Origin of the sequence: Bradyrhizobium sp. CB82 (assembly GCF_029714405.1) — a bacterium.
Taxonomy (GTDB): Bacteria; Pseudomonadota; Alphaproteobacteria; order Rhizobiales; family Xanthobacteraceae; genus Bradyrhizobium.
The window spans coordinates 5,090,150-5,110,428 of record NZ_CP121650.1 but is presented as its reverse complement, the minus strand read 5'-3'; the positions used below and the strand labels follow the sequence as shown (position 1 = coordinate 5,110,428).

The following is a 20,279-nucleotide window of genomic DNA, read 5'->3' as shown; positions in this document are numbered from 1 at the left end:
TTTGTCGACCCAGCCCACCGTCATCCGTCTGTCAGAAATTTGCGACAAGAAGACGAGGCGCCGACTTTATTCAGCTCGGTCCTTGTGGCATTCGAAGCGATGCTGCGCAAAAGATGGAGGCACGGCCATGAAGCACAGTCGTTCACAACTGAATTCTCGTGTTGGAGCGGTGCTGCTCGGTGCCGCGGCTTTGGCGTTCCTCTCACCGTCGATGGCTTTTGCACAGACCGGCTCGGCGCCAGCCGGCGCCAAGAACCTCCTGACCCTTGACGGAAAGCCGCCATTGATCCTCGGGCATCGCGGCCTGCCGGGGCTGGTGCCCGAAGAGACCGAGGCATCGTATGACCTTGCCGCGGCCCTCGGAACCGACGCGCTCGAAGAAGACCTGCACCTCACCAAGGATTGTGTATTGGTCGCGCGTCACAACCCTTGGCTGGGCGACAATACCAACATTGCCGAAGTGGCGAAGACCAATCCGGCGGTTGCGGCCCGCAAGCGCACGGTGCCCGGTGTGCGCGTCAAGGCCCCATCTTCCGCCAGCACGCCTGCTGACTACCTCACGGATCTCACCGATCCGGCCGACCCCAAATCGGTGCTGAAATCGCTGATCGTGGACGGCGAGGACCATACCAATGATTGGTCGATCACCGACTTCACCATGGCCGAGCTGAAGGAGTGGGTCGCCGGCACCACCTATGATGCGGCCAACGAAAGGCCGAAGGTCTTCAACGGCAAGTTCCCGATCGTCAGTTTCCAGGACATTATCGACATCGCCAAGGCCAAGAGCAAGGAGACGGGGCGTCCCATCGCCGTCTATCCGGAAACCAAGAATCCCACCTGGAACAATGCTCAGGCGATCGCCAATGGCTGCGGCGGGCCCGGCAGCCACCCGCTCGAGGATGCCCTGATCAAGATCATCAAGGACAACGGCCTCAACGCGAAGGAAGCTCCCATCCTTGTTCAGAGCTTCGAGCCCGGCAGCCTGAAATATATGCGCAGCCGTGGCCTGGAGACGCGGCAGGTCCAGCTCATCGATGGCAACGGTGTCGACTTCAGGAACGGGAAGGTCCTTAACGACAACATCACCAATTCGCGTCCATTCGACTGGACGGTTGCAGGTGACGCGCGCTTGTACGATGCGATGCTAACCTCTGAAGGTCTTGCGGAGATCAAGACCTACGCCGATGGCATCGGTCCGTGGAAGCCTTATATCGTTCCGCTCAGGATTTCTCCGTGGAAGGACAGCAATGCCGACGGCACTCCCTACAAGGGATCGACGCCGGAGGCTTCGACCCAGGAAGCAACCAGCCTCGTTGCCGACGCGCACAAGCTCGGCCTGTTCGTGCACGTTTTCACTTTCCGAAACGAGAAGAAGTATCTGGCTGGCGACTATCACGGCAATCCAAGCCTTGAATATCTAAAATTCTTTCGTCTCGGCGTGGATGGGGTCTTTACCGACTTCACGCATACCGGAGTTGATGCCCGGGCAGCCTACTTGCGAGAGCTGGGCTGGTGAGGCCGGCCCGGGGAGCAATTGTTGCCCGATCGGCGCCAAAGATTTTGCAATATTTCGGTCAGGTTGCAGTGCGGCATAATGAATGTCGCGCGATGTCGCAGCGGTGCTTTCGCACGCGATTGAGTTAGGTTAGAGAGGGCTTAGTTTTCTCTGACCCGGAATTCCAATGGCCGCACCCAAGAAAGCCGCCGCAAGCGCTCCACAGGACAAAACCAACGGCGGTTCGCCCCCGGAATTCACCAGAGAGCAGGAGCTCAAGGCGCTCCGCGACATGCTCCTGATCCGGCGGTTCGAGGAGAAAGCCGGCCAGCTCTACGGCATGGGCGCGATTGGCGGCTTCTGCCACCTCTATATCGGCCAGGAGGCCGTGGTGGTCGGCATGCAGATGGCGCTGAAGGACGGCGACCAGGTCATCACCGGCTATCGCGACCACGGCCATATGCTGGCCACCGGCATGGAGGCCAACGGCGTCATGGCCGAGCTCACCGGACGCCGCGGCGGCTATTCCAAGGGCAAGGGCGGCTCCATGCACATGTTCAGTGTGGAGAAGAAGTTTTACGGCGGCCACGGAATCGTTGGCGCCCAGGTCTCGCTCGGCGCGGGCCTCGCTTTCGCCAACCACTATCGCGGCAACGACAACGTCGCAGTCACCTATTTCGGCGATGGCGCGGCGAACCAGGGCCAGGTCTATGAGAGCTTCAACATGGCGGAGCTCTGGAAGCTTCCGGTGATCTTCGTCATCGAGAACAACCGCTACGCCATGGGCACGGCGGTGTCGCGCGCCTCGGCGCAGCAGGATTTCTCCAAGCGCGGCCTGTCGTTCAACATCCCCGGTCATCAGGTCGACGGCATGGATGTCCGCGCCGTGAAGGCCGCGGCCGATGAAGCGGTTGCCTGGTGCCGCGCTGGCAAGGGCCCGGTGATCCTGGAGATGCAGACCTACCGCTACCGCGGCCACTCGATGTCGGACCCTGCAAAATACCGCACGCGCGAGGAGGTCGAGAAGATCCGCCACGACCAGGATCCGATCGAGCAGGTGCGCAACCGCCTCCTGGCCGCCAAGGTAAGCGAGCAGGATCTGAAGGCGATCGACGCCGAGGTCCGCGACATCGTCAACGCTTCCGCCGATTTTGCCCAGCATGATCCCGAGCCAGATGCTGCCGAGCTCTGGACCGACGTTTACCGCTAAAAGCGCGCAAGCTTTCTTTTGGAGTCGATATGCCAATTCAAGTGCTGATGCCCGCGCTGTCGCCCACGATGGAAAAGGGCAACCTCGCCAAATGGCTGAAAAAAGAGGGCGAGACGATCAAGTCGGGCGACGTGATCGCCGAGATCGAGACCGACAAGGCGACCATGGAGGTCGAGGCGACCGATGAAGGCACGCTCGGCAAGATCCTGATCCCCGAAGGCACCGCCGACGTAGCCGTGAACACGCCGATCGCGACGATTCTCGCCGACGGCGAGAGCGCCGCTGATCTTGCGAAAGCGCCGGCCCCGGCGAAGCCGGCTGCAGAAGCCGCGCCCGTCGCCAAGGCCGAGGCGCCTGCGCCGAAGCCCGCGGCGCCGTCCGCGCCGCAGGCTGTTGCCGAGCCGGATCCGGAAGTGCCCGCCGGCACCGAGATGGTGACGCAGACGATCCGCGAGGCGCTGCGCGATGCCATGGCCGAAGAGATGCGGCGCGACGCCGATGTCTTCGTGATGGGCGAGGAGGTCGCCGAATATCAGGGCGCCTACAAGGTCACGCAGGGCCTGCTCCAGGAATTCGGCGCCAGGCGCGTCATCGACACGCCGATCACCGAGCATGGCTTTGCCGGCATCGGCATCGGCGCGGCGATGGCCGGCCTGAAGCCGATCGTCGAGTTCATGACCTTCAACTTCGCCATGCAGGCGATGGACCAGATCATCAACTCCGCCGCGAAAACGCTCTATATGTCCGGCGGCCAGATGGGCTGCTCGATTGTGTTCCGCGGCCCCAACGGCGCCGCTGCGCGCGTTGCCGCCCAGCATAGCCAGGATTACTCGGCCTGGTACTCGCATATTCCGGGCCTCAAGGTGATCGCGCCGTATTCGGCCGCGGATGCCAAGGGCCTGCTCAAGGCCGCGATCCGCGATCCCAATCCGGTGATCTTCCTCGAGAACGAAGTTCTCTATGGCCACACCGGCGAGGTGCCGAAGCTCGCCGATTATGTGATCCCGATCGGCAAGGCGCGTATCGTGCGCTCGGGCAGCCACGTCAGCATCATCTCCTGGTCGAACGGCATGACCTACGCACTGAAGGCCGCTGACGAACTCGCCAAGGACGGCATCGAGGCCGAGGTGATCGACCTGCGCACGCTGCGTCCGATGGACACCGAGACCATCATCAACTCCGTGAAGAAGACCGGCCGTGCCGTCACGGTGGAGGAGGGCTGGGCCCAGAGCGGCGTCGGCGCCGAGATCGCCGCGCGCATCATGGAGCATGCCTTCGACTACCTGGACGCGCCGGTGACGCGCGTGTCCGGCAAGGACGTCCCGATGCCCTATGCCGCGAACCTGGAGAAGCTCGCGCTGCCCTCGGCAGCCGAAGTGGTCGAGGCCGCCAAAGCCGTCTGCTACAGGTAGACCATGGCAGGGCCCAAGGAACAGCCGCTTCCGCCTGACGTGATTGGACGCGAGGACGCGATCGAGATTCTGCGCGTGTTCGTGCTCGATGGCGGGCTGTCGATGGCGTTCCAGCGTGCCTTTGAGGAGCCCGACATGTGGGGCCTCCTGCTCGTCGATCTCGCCCGCCACGCCGCGCGCGCCTATGCGCGCGAGAGCGAGATGAGCGAGGAGGAGGCGCTGGGCCGAATCCTCGATATGTTCGAGGCCGAGATCGAGCGTCCGACCGACCTCGGCACCACGACGCCGCGCGGGCAGAAGGGGCACTGAGCGTGGCGATCGAATCCTATCACTACGATCTCATGCTGGAGGCGATCAAAGAGGCCGAGGCCTCCATCGCGCAAGGCGGCCTACCGATCGGCGCCGTGCTGACGCGCGACAAGAACATCATCGCCCGCGGCCACAACAACCGCGTGCAGGAGAAGAACGTCATCCTGCACGGCGAGATGAGCTGCCTGCGCGATGCCGGAGTGATCTCGTTCCACGACACCGTCATGTACACCACGCTGTCGCCATGTTCGATGTGTGCGGGCGCGCTCGGACTGTTCAAGGTCTCGCTGGTGGTGATCGGCGAGTCCGTCACCTTCCCGGGCTCCAAGGACATTCTCGACAAGTTCGGTATCCCCTGGATCGATCTTGCCGACGACCGCTCCATCGCCATGATGAAGACGTGGCGTTCCAATCCCGCCAATGAGCGCCTGTGGCAGGGCGACATCGGCAACTAATCCTGGTCTGTTCGCCTTCCGGTGGGTCGGAAGACGACGTTTTGAGAAGTTCTTCGTGAGGTCAGCATGCCCATCAACATCCTGATGCCAGCTCTCTCGCCAACGATGGAGAAGGGCAACCTCGCCAAGTGGCTGAAGAAGGAGGGCGACAAGGTCAAATCCGGCGACGTCATCGCCGAGATCGAGACCGACAAGGCCACCATGGAGGTCGAGGCGATCGACGAAGGCACGATCGCAAAGATTCTGGTGCCCGAGGGCACCCAGGACGTGCCGGTGAACGACGTCATCGCCGTGCTTGCCGGCGAGGGCGAGGACGTGAAGGCCGCGGGTGCTGTCAAGCCCGCCGCGTCGGCTGCGCCACCCAAGGCGCCTGAAAAGGCCGCGGAAGCACCGGCCGCTGCTCCAGCGCCCGCACCGGCTGCGCCGAAAGCGGCACCGGCTCCCGCTGCTGGTCCTGCGCCCCAGGCTGCAGCACCGGCCGCGCAAGCCAACGGCCATGGCGGCCGCGTGTTCTCCTCGCCGCTCGCGCGGCGTCTGGCGAAGGACGCCGGCATCGAGATTTCGATGGTGACGGGCACCGGCCCGCACGGTCGCGTCGTTGCGCGCGACGTCGAGCAGGCCAAGTCCGGCAAGGGCCTCAAGGCGCCGGCGGCCGGCCCGTCAGCCGCGCCCTCGATCGCGCCGACCATGTCGGACAAGCAGATTCTGGCGCTGTTCGAGCCGGGCTCCTACGACATCGTCCCGCATGACGGCATGCGCCGCACGATTGCCCAGCGTTTGACCGCGTCGATCCAGAACGTTCCGCATTTCTACCTCACCATCGACTGCGACATCGGCAAGTTGCTTGCGGCGCGCGAGGAGATCAATGCGGCAGCTCCGAAGGACAAGGAGAAGAAGCCGCTCTACAAGATCTCGGTCAACGACTTCGTCATCAAGGCGATGGCGGTCGCGCTCCAGAAGATCCCGAACTGCAATGTGAGCTGGACCGAGTCCGGCATGGTCAAGCACCACCATTCCGATGTCGGCGTTGCGGTGGCGATGCCCGGCGGCCTGATCACGCCGATCATCCGCAAGGCGGAGACCAAGACGCTGTCCACCATCTCCAACGAGATGAAGGATTTTGCAACGCGTGCGCGTTCGCGCAAGCTGAAGCCTGAGGAATACCAGGGCGGCACCACGGCCGTCTCCAACCTCGGCATGTTCGGCATCAAGGACTTCACGGCTGTGATCAACCCGCCGCACGCAACGATCTTGGCGGTCGGCACCAGCGAGGAGCGGCCCGTAGTGCGGAACGGCAAGATCGAGATCGCGCAGATGATGAGCGTGACCCTGTCCTGCGATCACCGTGCCATCGACGGCGCGCTCGGCGCCGAGCTGATCGGCGCATTCAAGCAGCTCATCGAAAATCCCGTCATGATGATGGTGTGACGAACCGTATTTGCGGCGTCATTGCGAGCGAAGCGAAGCAATCCAGGACGTGACCGGCAGACTGGACTGCTTCGTCGCAAGAGTCCTCGCAATGACGAGCCAGAACAATCAAGCCGGTTGAACGATTGGAACGAGCGTACAGCATGGCCGACACGTCCTTCGACATCATCATCATCGGCTCCGGTCCCGGCGGCTACGTCACCGCGATCCGCGCGGCGCAGCTCGGCTTCAAGACCGCGATCGTCGAAAAATCCTATCTCGGCGGCATCTGCCTGAACTGGGGCTGCATCCCGACCAAGGCGCTGCTGCGCTCGGCCGAGATCTACCATTACATGCAGCACGCCAAGGACTACGGCCTGTCGGCGGAAAAAGTCTCGTTCGATCCGAAGGCGGTGGTGCAGCGCTCGCGCGGGGTCTCGAAGCGGCTGAACGACGGCGTCGGCTTCCTGATGAAGAAGAACAAGGTCAGCGTGATCTGGGGTGCGGCCTCGATCGACGCGCCTGGCAAGATCACGGTGAAGAAGTCCGACGTCGAAGGGCCGAAGGGCTCGCTCGGCGAGGGGACCTATCAGGCCAAACACATCATCGTCGCGACCGGCGCGCGGCCGCGCGTGCTGCCGGGGCTCGAGCCCGACAAGAAGCTGGTCTGGACCTATTTCGAGGCCATGATCCCGGAGCGGCTTCCGAAATCGCTGCTGGTGGTCGGTTCGGGCGCCATTGGCATCGAGTTCGCCTCCTTCTTCCATACCATGGGATCCGACGTCACCGTTGTCGAGGTGCTGCCGCAGATCCTGCCTGTCGAGGATGCCGAGATCGCAGGGCTCGCGCGCAAGCGCTTTGAGAAGATGGGCATCAAGATCATGTCCTCGACCAAGGTGACGAAGCTGGAGAAGAAGGCCGACAGCGTGGTGGCCACCATCGATGACGGCAAGGGCAAGCCTGCGACGATCGAATTCGAGCGGGTGATCTCGGCGGTCGGCGTCGTCGGCAACATCGAGAATCTCGGCCTGGAAAAGCTCGGCGTCAAAACCGATCGCGGCTGCATCGTGATTGACGGCTATGGCAAGACCAACGTCCCCGGCATCTATGCCATCGGCGACGTCGCCGGTCCGCCTATGTTGGCTCATAAGGCCGAGCACGAGGGCGTTATTTGCGTCGAGGCGATCAAGGGCCTGCATCCGCATCCGATGGACAAGGATATGATCCCGGGTTGCACCTACTGCCATCCGCAGGTCGCGTCCGTCGGCCTGACCGAAGCGACGGCGAAAGAGAACGGCCGTGAAATCCGCGTCGGCCGCTTCCCCTTCGTCGGCAACGGCAAGGCGATCGCGCTCGGCGAGGACCAGGGCCTCGTCAAGGTCATCTTCGACAAGAAGACCGGGCAACTGCTCGGCGCGCACATGATTGGCGCGGAGGTCACCGAGCTGATCCAGGGTTACGTCGTCGCGATGAACCTCGAGACGACCGAAGAAGAGTTGATGCACACGATCTTCCCGCATCCGACCCTGTCGGAGATGATGAAGGAATCCGTACTTGATGCCTACGGACGGGTGCTGAATATCTGACCGCCGCCGTCGTTGCGAGCGCAGCGAAGCAATCCAGACTGCCTCCGCGGAAAGATTCTGGATTGCTTCGCTGCGCTCGCAATGACGAGCAGAGAGAGCTGTTTGCAGAATAAGAAGGAAACCACCCCGTGCAAGACAACGACAACCTCACCATCGAGCGCCCAACCTTCGTCACCCATCTCGAATGCGCGATGGAGGGCGATCACTATCCGGCCGACCAGGTGCACAACCTCTCCAAGGCCGGCAAACCGCTTCTCGTGCGCTACGACCTCACCGGGGTGAAGAAGGCGCTGACCAAGGATGCACTGAGCCAGCGCCCCGCCGACATGTGGCGCTACCGCGAGCTTCTGCCGGTGCGCAAGTGCAAGGACATCGTTTCTCTCGGCGAGGTCACGACGCCGCTGATCCGGCTGCCAAAGCTGTCGCGCAAGCTCGGCGGCGGCGAGATCATCGTCAAGGATGAAGGCCGGCTGCCGACCGGCTCGTTCAAGGCGCGCGGCCTCGTCATGGCGGTGTCGATGGGCAAGGCGCTCGGCATCAAGCACATGGCGATGCCGACCAACGGCAACGCGGGCGCGGCGCTGGCCGCTTATGCGACCTCGTGCGGCATCAAGACCACCATCTTCTGCCCTGCCGACACGCCCGAGGTGAACGTCAGCGAGATCGAACTCCAGGGCGCGACCGTCTACCGCGTCAACGGCTATATCGACGATTGCGGCAAGATCGTCGGCGAGGGCAAGGCAAAGGTCGGCTGGTTCGACACCTCGACGCTGAAGGAGCCGTACCGGATCGAAGGCAAGAAAACGATGGGGCTCGAACTCGCCGAGCAGCTCGGCTGGGACGTGCCCGATGTGATCTTCTATCCGACCGGCGGCGGCACCGGCCTGATCGGCATGTGGAAGGCGTTTGATGAGCTGGAGAAGATCGGCTTCATCGGGTCGAAGCGCCCGCGTATGGTCGCTGTGCAGGCGTCGGGCTGCGCGCCGATGGTGCGCGCCTATGAGGAGGGCACCGAGCATGCGGCGCGCTGGGAGGATGCACACACCATCGCCTCGGGCATCCGCGTGCCGCAGGCAATCGGCGATTTCCTGATCCTGCGCGCCGTGCGCGAGAGCAGCGGCTTTGCCATCGCGGTCGATGACGACAAGATTTCGTCCGCGCTGAGCGAGGTCGCGCGCGAGGAGGGGTTGCTCTTGTGTCCCGAGGGTGCCGCGACCTACGCCGCCTACAAGCAGAGCCTTGCTGACGGCCGCGTCACCAAGAACGATCGCGTGATGCTGTTCAATTGCGCGACCGGTCTGAAATATCCGCTGCCGCCGGTCAACCGCGCGCTCGACCGCCACAAGCCGATCGACTTCTCGCAGTTCTAGCGCGATGAGATCGGGATGTATCGTCATCGCGATTTAGGTTGTTGTTTGAGCGTGATCTCCGCGCAAACGCTCCGCGTTCGTCGCGAGGGAGAACCGTTTCACACGTTTCCCGATCATGCTCTAGCCTTACTGCGTCATCTCTAACTCCTCATCCTGAGGAGCTTGCGAAGCAAGCGTCTCGAAGGATGTGGGCCACGGGCGGGGCCTCATGGTTCGAGACGCGCTTCGCGCTCCTCACCATGAGGGTTGGTGACACAGTAAGGCTAGCACGGGCTCGTAGTTGTCCCTCGCGCCGCTTGCGGGGTAGGTGAAAAGAGACGCTGTAGGGAGACGCAGATGCGAAAGATGATCTGGGCCGCTCTGATCGCAATCCTTGCGACCGCCGCCGCGCGCGCCGACACCTACCCCTCGCGTCCCATCACAATCATCGTGCCATTCGCGGCCGGCGGGCCGTCGGATGCGATGGCGCGTGTGCTCGCCGAGCGCATGCGGGCGACGCTGGGTCAGGCCGTGGTGGTCGAGAACGTTACCGGCGCGGGCGGCTCGATCGGGGTGGGTCGCGCCGTGCATTCGGCTCCTGACGGCTACACCATCTCCTTTGGCCATCTTGGCACGCACGTCGCCAACGGCGCGGTCTACAAGCTCCCTTACGATCTCGTCGCCGATCTCGAGCCGGTGGTGCTGCTGCCGAGCAACCCGATGATCGTCGTCAGCAAGAACGCCGTGCCGGCGACGTCGCTGCAAGAGCTGCTCGCCTGGCTGAGGTCGCGCCCCGCGCCCGCGACCGCGGGCACGGCCGGTGCGGGCTCCGGCAGCCACATCGCCGGCGTCTATTTCGAAAGCGTCTCCGGCATCAGGCTGCAATATGTACCCTATCGCGGCACGGGGCCGGCGCTGAACGACCTGATCGCCGGCCAGATCGACATCATCGTCGACCAAACCTCCAACTCCATCAACCAGGTCCGCGCCGGCACCGTCCGCGCCTACGCGATCAGCGACGACAAACGCCTGGCGTCCGCGCCCGAAATCCCGACCGCCGACGAGGCCGGACTGAAGGGCTTTCAGATGACGCTGTGGTCGGGCCTATGGGTACCCAAGGGCACGCCGCAGGAGATCGTGAAGAAGCTCAACGTTGCGGTGGTGGAAGCGCTTGGCGATGCCGCCGTGAAGAAGCAGATGGAAAACCTCGGCCTCGAAATGCCGCCGCAGGGCCAGCTCACCCCCGAAGCGCTCGGCGCGCGGCAGAAGGCCGAGATCGCCAAGTGGTGGCCGATCATCAAGGCGGCCGACATCAAGGTGGAGTGAGGCGGAGCTCATCCGTAGGGCATCACGCCGTGGCTTCCCGCCGTCCTCCCAGCGCCGTCTCCAGGCATTGGATCAGCTCCGAGGTGGCGAACGGCTTGCCAAGAAAGCAGAGAGCACCGGCCCTCAGCGCACGTGCGCGCACGCTCTCATCCGGAAAGGCCGTAATGAATATGAACGGCGTGGCCGAGCCCTGGGTACGCATCTGCGTCAACAGGTCGATCCCGCTCATGACCGGCATCTGCACGTCCGCAATGACGCAACTGGCGCCGTTCAGATCGGTCGAGCCCAGGAACTCTTCCGCCGAGGCGAATGTGTGGACGACGTATCCGCGCGACGCCAGCAGATTGTCGATCGCGGCCCTCACATAGGGATCATCGTCGAGCACCGAAATCACTGAAGGCGCTGACAAGACGTCCGCTCCCGATCTGCTTGCCGTCGCACGGCGGCCGGGAGCCAAGGTGAGCCCATCGAGCGAGATTTGGAACTCATACTTAGGTTTGTTCGTCCCTCTTGGTGTGCTGAATTCCGAGCGCCTCGTTCATTCTCACCAGCTCGGCCAGCGACTTGGCACCCATCTTCCGCATGATCTGGCCGCGATAGATCTTGACGGTGATTTCGGCCAATCCCAGCTCGGCGGCCACGTGCTTGTTCATCATGCCGGATGCGACCAGGGACAGCACGTCCCGTTCCCGCGGGGTGAGGGACTCGAAGCGGGACTTGACATTCGACACCGTTTTCTCGATCTCGCGGCGCTTGCGATCGCGCTCGATCGCGGCCTGGACCGCGTCCAGCATGTCCTGGTCGCGCACCGGCTTGGTCAGGAAGTCGACCGCGCCACTCTTCATGGCCCGGACGGTCATGGGAATGTCGCCATGGCCCGTGATGAAGATGATGGGCGTGTGGATGTTTGCCTTGGCGAGATCGGCCTGCAGGTCGAGGCCGCTCAGTCCCGGCAGGCGGATGTCGAGCACCAGACAGCTGGGGACCTCCGGCGGCTTGCTTTGCAGGATCTCCGCCGCCGAGCCGAATGCCACGACCCTGAGGCCGACCGATTCAAAGAGATTGGTGAGCGCCCGGCGTACCGACGCGTCATCGTCGACGACCAGGACCATCGGCTCATTGTTACCCGCCTGCGGCAAGGAGGGAGCGGGACGCTCGGTCAAGACGCTTCCTCCCGATGCAAGGGCAGGGTGATCTGAAACGTCGCGCCGAGCCCCTCGTTGGGCGAGGCCGAAAGTCGTCCGCCATGGGCCTCGACGATGGAACGGCAGATCGAGAGTCCCATGCCCAGGCCGCTGGGTTTGGTGGTGAAGAACGGTGTGAACATGCGATCAATTGCATCGGCAGAAATGCCGATCCCACGGTCCGTCACGCTCACCAGCACTGATCCGTTTTCATCCGGACCGGAGCGGATCACCAGCTCGCGCGGGCGGTCCATGACGCATTCCATCGCTTCGATCCCATTCATGATCAGATTGATCAGCACCTGCTGTAACTGGATTCGGTCGCCGAGAGTATTGGGTAGCACTGATCTCAACTCCATTCGTACCGATACGGCGTGGGTCGACATCTCGCGCTGAACGAGCGCGACCGCCTCGCGAATGACCTGGTTCACGTCGAGCGGAACCATCTCGATGTCGCTTCGCTTGGCGAGTGCCCGGACATGACGGATCACCCCGTTGGCACGGTTGCAGTCCTCGATGATCCACTCCACTGAGCGGCGTGCCCCTTTCAGATCGGGGGGACTGCGCTGCAGCCATCCGATGCATGCATCGGCATTGGCCATCACGGCGGCGAGGGGCTGATTCAGTTCGTGAGCAATCGAGGCGGTCAGCTCGCCGAGCGTCGTGACGCGGGTCACATGGGCGAGCTCGCTCTGTGCCTTGCGCAGCGCCTCTTCGGCATGGTCGGCCCGGATGGCCGCGGTCACATCGCTGCAGACGCCACGATAGCCGAGGAAATTGCCGTTGGCGTCGAAGAATGGTTTGCCGCTGGTGCGCACGTAGGTCGGCTGTCCGTTCCGGTCCTTGCTGCGGTACACCAGGTCGCGAAACGGAACGTGGGCGTCAAGTGCCGCCCGATGCTGTTGCCACTTCTCCGGTTGGAGCGCGGCATCGGGCGCAATATCCCAGCGTGTGAGCCCGACCGCCCAGGAAGGGGCCATGCCGGCCGTTTCAGGGTGTTCGGAGACGCGGGTGACGCGATGGTCCGGCCCGGTCTCCCAGAACCAGTCGGACGCAGTTTCGGCATAGTCGCGGAAGCGCTGCTCGCTTTCGCGGAGTCGTCGCTCCGCCTCCTTGGCCGCCGTGATATCACTGACCGAGCCAACGAATTCGAGGCTACCGCCGGCGTCTCGCGTGGCGCGGGCCACCGCGCGAACATATTTCACGGCGCCGTCGGGCATCACGAGCCGGTATTCGTGATCGTAATCGCGCCCCTCGCGCATCGCGTGCCCCGTGGTTCGCCGCACCGCGAGCCTGTCGTCCGGATGGATACGCTGGAGCATGAACGGGATCGTGGGCGTCTCAGCCTCATCGCATTGGAAGATGCGATACGTCTCCTTCGACCACGTGATCTCGCCGGTCGCAGCCTTCCAGCCGAAGCTGCCGGTGTGGCTCAATTCCTGCGCCTGGGCGAGGTAAGCCTCGCTCTGTCGGAGCGCATTCTCCGTTTCCTTGCGCTCGGTGATGTTCTCGCAGGCGACCAGCACGGTCGGCTTGCCATCGGCTCTCAGCATGGCCTTGGCGTTCTCGCGCACCCACAGGACCGAGCCGTCCTTGCGCACCTTCCGGATTTCCCAGGTGTGCGACTGGCCGACGGTCCCAAGGCACAGCGCAACGCACCGGCGGACGAAGTCGCGGTCTTCCTCGAAGAACACACACATCACCGATTGGCCGATCAGCTCCTCTGCCGCATAGCCCAGTTGCGCGGCACCGAACGTGTTCACGTTCACCACGGTTCCGGAAGGATCGACCATGAAATACATGACCGGGTTGTGCTCGAAGACCTGCTGCCATTGCTTCACGGCCTCTCGCAAATCGGCATCGCTGGATTTAAGGCTCGGCTTGACGGGGCCAGCTCGCCGTTCGCTGCGGGCCTGCTGGATCAACCCCGATCCGATCAGGCATGCGAGAAGGAAGGGAGCGATCACCAGGCGATCCTGCGGATCGGAGATGTGGAAATCAAAAAAAGGTGGTGCCGAGAAATCGGCGAGCGCAGCAACGGCGAGGAGAGTGAGGAGACCGGAGGCCAGGAAGCTGTCCGTGAGTGCGAACAACAGGATCACCACGAGATAGCAGAACGCGGTCGCGGCGAGCCCGACCTGGAGGAAGAAACAGGCCGCGGTCACCAGCGCCAGCACAACGCAACCGAACACGAATTGCGCGGCTGATATCCAGATTTTTGCCATCTGGCCAGGCTTCATCGCAGACAGTCCCGGCTCGTCTCTGCGGTGAATGCAAGTAGACCACGTTGCAACAACGTCGGCAATTCCCCCCGCCAAAGTCGGGTCGATGAGGAGGCACGACGTACCACCTCCGAACTTGCGGATTGCCATGCTGCTCCTCTCCGCAAACCAAGCGCGGGCTATGCTGGCCAGGAGTTCGCGGACACCGTGCAACAGGCGCAGCCTGCGCCGTCTCGTTGCGAAAGTGCCCGTCCAAGGTCCCGGGCAACTACGGGACAAACCTAGGTATAGCTCGCCCATCCCTAGTCATGTCGGTCATTTACTTCCGTACAATTGAGCGCGTCGTTGCTGACGGACTAGCCTTATGACCGATCGGGAAAGGTCGATTGTGCTGCCGGTGGCGGCGATTGCGAAAGAACCGGGTCCCAAGCGTACTACGTTCCGCAGCACGTTCCGCAGGATATGGCCGACCATTACGACGCCAGCGCCGCAATTCATCTGTGGGCGTGCCGCGACGGCGAAACGGCGATTTCCACGATCCGGCATGCACGTGAATTCGAACGAAGAGAACGGACAACGGAACGAGGGAGAGAACGATGTGCGATAAGTCCGAACAGTCTGAGCGCCGTCCTTCAGACCAGAGCTGTGCCGTTTGTAACAGGCAGTTTGGCCTGATCCGATACTATTCGTGGCGGACCGCGCTCTGTTCCAAGAAGTGCCTCGATCGTTTCCGTGCGCGCAGCGAACGCGACCGCCGTTGGCTGTTTCGGGCTCAGGTGGCGTGAGGATCAGCCGGAGAGGTCCGACCGTTCAGCAATTCTGATCCAGGAGGCTGCGTTTGAACCCATCGTGCAAGCTCCTCTTATCGGGCGTTCTCCTCCTTGGCCTCACTGCGGCGGTCCGGGCACAGGAGGTTGGGCAAGGTGCTGCCCATCGCCAGCATCCTCCTCAGGATCAGGCTCTGCACGAAAAGTTCTATTCGACCTGGCACATGCCGGATAACCCGGCGCTCAGCTGCTGCAACAGCGCGGACTGCTACCCGACCGAGATCAGGTACGAAGACGGCAAGCTTTATGCGCGGCGCAGGGAAGACGGCAAATACATCCTCGTCCCAGCCCAGAAGGTAGAGCGCAACAGGGACAACCCCGATGGCCGCAATCATCTTTGCGCCCCGCCTCCCGCGCTTTCTCCGTTGGATACCGTCTACTGCTTCGCATTGGGAGGTGCCACATGAGCTTCGCCTTCGTTTTGGTGAACGACAGGACTCCGTTCCGGCAAACCTGGTGCTTGCAGTGCTGCGAGCGCATCGGCGGCAGCTATCTGCGCGAGATCGGGACGAATCTGCCCTATTGCGACTATGAATGCTATGCGCTGTTTCGGGAGACCGTGACGGAGCGGCAGGAGCCCGCGAGGGCGGCGTCATGAAGTTCGTGGTGGTCAATCACGAGCCGCCGTCGCGCGAGGCCGCGTGTAGCACCTGCTCGCAGCCGCTCCAGTCCGGCTATATCCGGCATGCGCGGACGCAGCGCCGGTACTGTAACCATGATTGCTACCACCGAAACGAGCTCGCGATACTGATGTTGGATTGGTCGATGCCCGGCCTCACCGGGACGCGGGCCACCGAGAACATCGCGACCATCGCCAGCCGCGCCATCGAAGTCCTCGCAGTCTTGGGTGCGGTGTCGTGCTGGAGCTCTACGATACAGATGTGGACCTTCTCGCGAGCATTGACCGACGCATGTTTGGGCGCTCACGACCTGATGGCGATGGAAGGAGGTGATAGCGAGCCACGCAATTGAGCCCGCGTGGGGCCGCAGTCACCAGACCTGAGAGACGCCTCGTCCAGCCCCGGAGGCGTCGACCAGCGAGGGTGGGTTAGCAGATGGCGTAACCAACCACGCCCCCTCCACATCGTGGTGAGTTACGCTTCGCTAATCCACCCACGGCCCCAAGAATCAATCAGCTGGTCAATCAGCTGATCAATCAGCGAATCAATACGGATCAGTCCGCGCCCGTGAAGCTCGCAGGCGTCGCCGCTGCGGGCTTTGCGCGGACCTCCTGCGTCACGATGCGCTGGTCGGATTTTGCCGCGACCGCGCCGGACTCCTCGAACCGCGCGCGGTAGACCAGCACGTTCTCCATCACCCGCTGGACGTAGTTGCGCGTCTCCGACAGCGGAATGCGCTCGACCCAGTCGACCGGATCGATCTTGGGGTCGCGCGGATCGCCGTGCGCCTGCACCCAGTCCCTGACCCGGCCACGACCGGCGTTGTAGCCGGCGAAGGTCATGATCTGGTTGCCGCGATATTCCGACAGCAGCGCACTGAGTTCGGCCGCGCCCATCTGGGTGTTGTAGACGGGATCGGACACCATGCGGTCCCAGTCGTAGGTGACGCCGAACCGCTTTGCGGTGTCGCGCCCGGCCTCCGGCGTGACCTGCATCAGCCCGACCGCATTGGCCGGCGACTTGTCGCGCTGGTCGAACGCGCTTTCGGTCCGCGCCACCGAATAGATCACGCTCGTCTCGATCTCGGGCGCGACCTGCTTGAGCGGGGGAATGCCGATGATCGGGAAGGCGTAGTGGTCGAGCGCGAGTCCGCGGGCGAGCGCCAGCTTGCCGATCTCCAGCATTGCGTGCGCGTCGTTGCGCCGGCCCGTGAGCTCACCGAGCGCCTCGAGCGCGGCAACGTCGGTGCTCTCTCCGGCGAAATCGGCGACGAAGGAGAACGCGACGTCGCGCTCGCCGACCTCGTAGAGCATGTCGGCCGCGCGCACACGCTCGTCCGAAGGCCGGGCCGCATCGGAGGCGAGCACGGATGAGGGCGCGCGCAGATCGATGTGCTCGAGGCCGAGCCTCGCGCGTGCGAGCTGGCCGTAATAGGCGGTCGAATAGCGGGCGGCGGCCTGGTAGCTTCGAAGCGCGTCGGCGGTCGCTCCCAGCACTTCCGCCGTACGGCCGCGCCAGTAGTGCCCCCGCGACAGCGCGATGGGATTGGCGGAGCCTTCGTCGATCGCGGCAAAATGCATCAGCGCCGTCTTGGGATCGTCGAGATAGCGCAGCGCAATCCAGCCGCACATGAAGTGGTAGTCGACGCGGTAGACCTCCATTGCCGGCACGGCCGCTGTCCGCACCACGTCGTAAGCCGTCCTGAACTTGCCCTGGTCGAGCAGCTTGCGCGCCAGCAGCCGGCGCTCGCGCCACCAGGCATCGGTGTCCTGGAGCGCCATGGTGTCGGGAGAGGCCGCGAGGACGACCTGCGCCGCATCGTCGATGCGGTCTTTCAGGAGGTGCCATTGCACGCGACACAGCGTGTAGCCGAGATCGTGACGCGCATCCGCCGGCACGTCCTCCAGATAATCCTTGGCCTTGTTCTCCTTACCGCTAACCGCGGCGCAGGCCTTCACGATCGCAAGCTCGTCGCTGCCAAGACGCTTTGCGGCGCGGCGCGCCGCGCCGTAGTCCTTGGCGCCGAGCCGCTTGTCCATGCGGGCGCGATGATCATCCGCGGTCAAAAGATCGCGGAACGTCTCGTAAGCGTCGCTCTCGGTGCGCTCGGACAATTCCTCCGCGCGCCAGGCATCACGCACGAGCCTTGCGGCCCCTTCGCGATTGCCCTCGGCCAGCAGTACGCGCGCGAGCGCGAACTTACCCTTGGCGCTTTGCGGCCGGTCGGCGGTGAACTTGTGCACGGTGGCCGCATCGCTCTTCTCCTGCCAGAGCCGCGCCTCGGCGCGGCGGCGGAACTGCGCGATGCTCGGCCAGTCCGGATTGGCGGCAATGAACGCCGCGTAATGGTTGAAGTCGGCGGTCGTCTCGGCATGCCGCAGAATGAACCATTCGGCGAGCTTTTGCCCGGCGGGATCGGCGATCCGGTTCCTGGCCGCGGTGGCGTCATCAGTCTTGGCCTTGCGCGCCAGATCGATCGCGTCCTTCAGCGCGGCGAGGTCGCCGGTCAGCGGCGGCCTCGAGGGCTTCTCCGACGGCTCCTCGTCCTGGGCCTTCGATTTCCGGTTCGCTTCGGCATGCTTGCTGTGGCGGTGCTTGCCGGCGGCCGCAGCGCTGCGCTGCTTGCCGGCCTTCGCTTCATGCGTCTTTTTCGGACCGGATTGCTTGTGATGGCCTTTCGCCGCCGCCTCCGTCGTGACGAGCGCGAGTACAGCCATAGTGAGGAAACACGCAAGCGAGCGTAGGCACTGGTTCATTCCATGGTCCCCCTGCGAAACCATCAGCACAAACCAAGATCCGCGACGTGATGCGGGCTTGAGCGACTCAAACGATAACATGGCCCCGTTTGATCGATGTCACGCTCCGGCAACATTGCGGCAAAAATGCCGCCGAAATCGAACCAGAAGGCTTTTGCAACTCACGCTCCGTATGACGGCGGACGCTCCGTAAAATCGTAAATGCGCGTTAACCTTCGTCGGTAGCGCCGGGCGACTGCCGCGAAAAACCCCCTGCGAAGCAGCCTTTCAGGCCAGATTGCGCGTGTTTCAGGTAACGGTTCCAGTGTATTGAGGTCAAAAGAGTTCCTCAGTCCAAATTGCGCAAGCTCGCCATGCCTGTTTTCAACCAATCGATCAGGCGCAAGATCGTCGGCATCGCCCTGGGCCTGATCGTGCTGATGGTGATCACCTCGATCCTGTCGATGGTGATGTCGAGCCGGGTCGGCAATCTCCTCGATGAGCTGACCAACCGGTATATCCCTGCCTATGGCAGTCTGGCGCGCGCCAATGTCCACTCGCTGGAGCGGGCGCTCGCGCTGCGGCGCATGGTGATCGCCAAGATGCAGACGCCGCCGGACGAGGAGGGCTATGCAGCCCGCCTGCGAGACTACAGGGACACCGACCCGCTGATCGTGCGGGAAGCCGGAGCCGCGCGACAATTGATCAATGCGATCATCGCGGACGAGAGCACGCCGTCCGACAACGCGGCGCTAGGCCGGATCGACGCCAGGATCGACAGCGCGGTCACGGAACTGCGTCGGGAGCTCTCGGAGGCGGACGCAAGGCTGCTCAAGCAGCTTGATGCCAAGGATTTCGTCGCGGCGCGCGACACGCTGACCCAGGTCGATGCGCTGCGCGACGTCTTCAACCAGCGGATTGACACGATCCGCGCCGACATGCTGGCGCAGGTGTTCGCGAGCACGGCGCAGGTGATTCGTCACCAGCGGCAGGCGATCGTGATCTCGGGCGTCGTGACTGCGCTGGCGGCGGTCGTCGGGCTTGCCTTTGCGCTCCTGGTCTCGAGCGGCATAACGCGCCCGGTGCGGCTGTTGCTCGCAGGCACGCGCGAGGTCGAGGCGGGCCGCTTCGATCATACGATCAGCGTCTCGACGCAGGACGAGATCGGCGAGCTTGCCGCCGCCTTCAACCGCATGATCGAGCAGCTGCGCCGCAACGAGCGCATCCGCGAGACCTTTGGCCGTTACATCGATCCGAAGGTGGTGCAGGGTCTGATCGACCGGCCGGAGGTCGCCGTCGACGGCCAGCGGCGCGTGATGACCATCATGTTCTGCGACATGAGCGGCTTCACCTCGATGAGCGAGGGCATGACCCCGCGCGGTCTCGTCAAGGTCATGAACCACTATTTCACGGTCATGTCGGAGCCCATTCGGGCCAACCGCGGCGTCATCGACAAATATATCGGCGACGCCATCATGTCCTATTGGGGGCCGCCTTTCATCGAGGAGGCCGAGCAGGCGCAGCTCGCCTGCCATGCCGCGCTGGACATGGTCGAACAGGTGCCGGCGCTCCAGAGCCAGCTCCCCGATCTCCTCGGCATCCGCGCCATGCCCGCTCCTTGCGACCTGCGGATCGGGATCGCCACCGGTGAGGTTCTGACCGGCAGCATCGGCTCGGAACTCATGATGAGCTTCACCGTGATGGGTGATGCGGTGAACCTCGCCTCGCGGCTGGAGGCAGCGAACAAATTCTACGGCACCCGCATCCTGATCTCGGAGGCGACTGCGGCTGCGCTCGGCGCGAGCCTCGAACTGCGCGAGATTGACCGCCTTGCGGTCGCCGGCCAGAGCCTGCCGCAGCCCGTGTACGAGGTGATGGGCAAGGCCGGCGTACTCCCACAGGAGCAGATCAGCCTGCGGGCGCACTATGCCGAAGGGCTTGCGGCGTATCGCGCTGGCCGCTGGAACGAGGCGCGGAACGCCTTCAACGCGGCGCTGGAGAGCGCTCCCGGCGATGGTCCGTCCCGCACACTGCTCACCCGCGTTGACCGGCTCCAGGCCGATCCGCCTGCCGCGGATTGGGATGGCGCCTGGCGGATGGAGCATAAATGATCCAGACGCGCTGCTCCGAGCGAGTTGAGCC

General features: G+C 63.6%; 17 protein-coding genes. 12 read left to right on the top strand and 5 right to left on the bottom strand.

Annotated features, from left to right (window positions below):
- The first annotated feature begins 127 nt into the window (after positions 1-127).
- From QA640_RS24895 to QA640_RS24855, 9 genes are all read left to right on the top strand, one after another.
- Entirely contained in the window at positions 128-1,516 is a 1,389-nt protein-coding gene (locus QA640_RS24895; RefSeq protein ID WP_283035580.1) for a glycerophosphodiester phosphodiesterase family protein, read from the top strand.
- 166 nt (positions 1,517-1,682) lie between these two features.
- Positions 1,683-2,705, top strand: a complete 1,023-nt coding sequence (pdhA, locus tag QA640_RS24890) for a pyruvate dehydrogenase (acetyl-transferring) E1 component subunit alpha (protein WP_283035579.1) — start codon at positions 1,683-1,685, stop codon at positions 2,703-2,705.
- A 29-nt stretch (positions 2,706-2,734) separates the two neighbouring features.
- The gene (locus tag QA640_RS24885) at positions 2,735-4,117 is read left to right on the top strand and encodes a pyruvate dehydrogenase complex E1 component subunit beta (RefSeq protein WP_283035578.1); all 1,383 of its coding nucleotides are present in this window, start codon (positions 2,735-2,737) and stop codon (positions 4,115-4,117) included.
- 3 nt (positions 4,118-4,120) lie between these two features.
- Complete coding sequence (locus QA640_RS24880) at positions 4,121-4,426, top strand: DUF5076 domain-containing protein (protein WP_283035577.1); 306 nt, start codon at positions 4,121-4,123, stop codon at positions 4,424-4,426.
- Between the two features lie 2 nt (positions 4,427-4,428).
- Positions 4,429-4,881, top strand: coding sequence for a nucleoside deaminase (locus QA640_RS24875; RefSeq protein WP_283035576.1), 453 nt, complete (start codon positions 4,429-4,431; stop codon positions 4,879-4,881).
- A gap of 66 nt (positions 4,882-4,947) precedes the next feature.
- Positions 4,948-6,309 carry a pyruvate dehydrogenase complex dihydrolipoamide acetyltransferase gene (locus QA640_RS24870; RefSeq protein WP_283035575.1) on the top strand — a complete coding sequence of 454 codons (1,362 nt, stop codon included), beginning with the start codon at positions 4,948-4,950 and terminating at the stop codon, positions 6,307-6,309.
- Positions 6,310-6,452: 143 nt separating this feature from the next.
- The gene (gene lpdA / locus QA640_RS24865; protein ID WP_283035574.1) at positions 6,453-7,874 is read left to right on the top strand and encodes a dihydrolipoyl dehydrogenase; all 1,422 of its coding nucleotides are present in this window, start codon (positions 6,453-6,455) and stop codon (positions 7,872-7,874) included.
- Between the two features lie 128 nt (positions 7,875-8,002).
- Complete coding sequence (locus tag QA640_RS24860; RefSeq protein ID WP_283035573.1) at positions 8,003-9,244, top strand: threonine synthase; 1,242 nt, start codon at positions 8,003-8,005, stop codon at positions 9,242-9,244.
- Positions 9,245-9,580: 336 nt separating this feature from the next.
- Positions 9,581-10,549, top strand: a complete 969-nt coding sequence (locus QA640_RS24855) for a tripartite tricarboxylate transporter substrate binding protein BugD (protein ID WP_283035572.1) — start codon at positions 9,581-9,583, stop codon at positions 10,547-10,549.
- 22 nt (positions 10,550-10,571) lie between these two features.
- Here QA640_RS24855 and QA640_RS24850 read toward each other — a convergent pair whose 3' ends face one another.
- From QA640_RS24850 to QA640_RS24835, 4 genes are all read right to left on the bottom strand, one after another.
- The gene (locus tag QA640_RS24850; RefSeq protein ID WP_283035571.1) at positions 10,572-10,958 is read right to left on the bottom strand and encodes a response regulator; all 387 of its coding nucleotides are present in this window, start codon (positions 10,956-10,958) and stop codon (positions 10,572-10,574) included.
- 82 nt (positions 10,959-11,040) lie between these two features.
- Entirely contained in the window at positions 11,041-11,661 is a 621-nt protein-coding gene (locus tag QA640_RS24845) for a response regulator transcription factor (RefSeq protein ID WP_283035570.1), read from the bottom strand.
- A gap of 47 nt (positions 11,662-11,708) precedes the next feature.
- Positions 11,709-13,973, bottom strand: coding sequence for a PAS domain S-box protein (locus QA640_RS24840; protein ID WP_283035569.1), 2,265 nt, complete (start codon positions 13,971-13,973; stop codon positions 11,709-11,711).
- An 844-nt stretch (positions 13,974-14,817) separates the two neighbouring features.
- Complete coding sequence (locus QA640_RS24835; RefSeq protein WP_283035568.1) at positions 14,818-15,117, bottom strand: hypothetical protein; 300 nt, start codon at positions 15,115-15,117, stop codon at positions 14,818-14,820.
- A gap of 68 nt (positions 15,118-15,185) precedes the next feature.
- Here QA640_RS24835 and QA640_RS24830 point away from each other — a divergent pair, with 68 nt between their 5' ends.
- Positions 15,186-15,380, top strand: coding sequence for a hypothetical protein (locus tag QA640_RS24830; protein ID WP_283035567.1), 195 nt, complete (start codon positions 15,186-15,188; stop codon positions 15,378-15,380).
- The gene (locus QA640_RS24825) at positions 15,377-15,754 is read left to right on the top strand and encodes a hypothetical protein (RefSeq protein WP_283035566.1); all 378 of its coding nucleotides are present in this window, start codon (positions 15,377-15,379) and stop codon (positions 15,752-15,754) included. The genes QA640_RS24830 and QA640_RS24825 overlap by 4 nt, the downstream gene beginning before the upstream one ends.
- 202 nt (positions 15,755-15,956) lie before the next feature.
- Here the strand turns inward: QA640_RS24825 and QA640_RS24820 are convergent, their stop codons facing one another.
- Positions 15,957-18,158, bottom strand: a complete 2,202-nt coding sequence (locus QA640_RS24820) for a lytic transglycosylase domain-containing protein (RefSeq protein WP_283035565.1) — start codon at positions 18,156-18,158, stop codon at positions 15,957-15,959.
- A 353-nt stretch (positions 18,159-18,511) separates the two neighbouring features.
- Here QA640_RS24820 and QA640_RS24815 point away from each other — a divergent pair, with 353 nt between their 5' ends.
- Positions 18,512-20,248 carry an adenylate/guanylate cyclase domain-containing protein gene (locus QA640_RS24815; RefSeq protein ID WP_283035564.1) on the top strand — a complete coding sequence of 579 codons (1,737 nt, stop codon included), beginning with the start codon at positions 18,512-18,514 and terminating at the stop codon, positions 20,246-20,248.
- Positions 20,249-20,279: the final 31 nt, after the last annotated feature.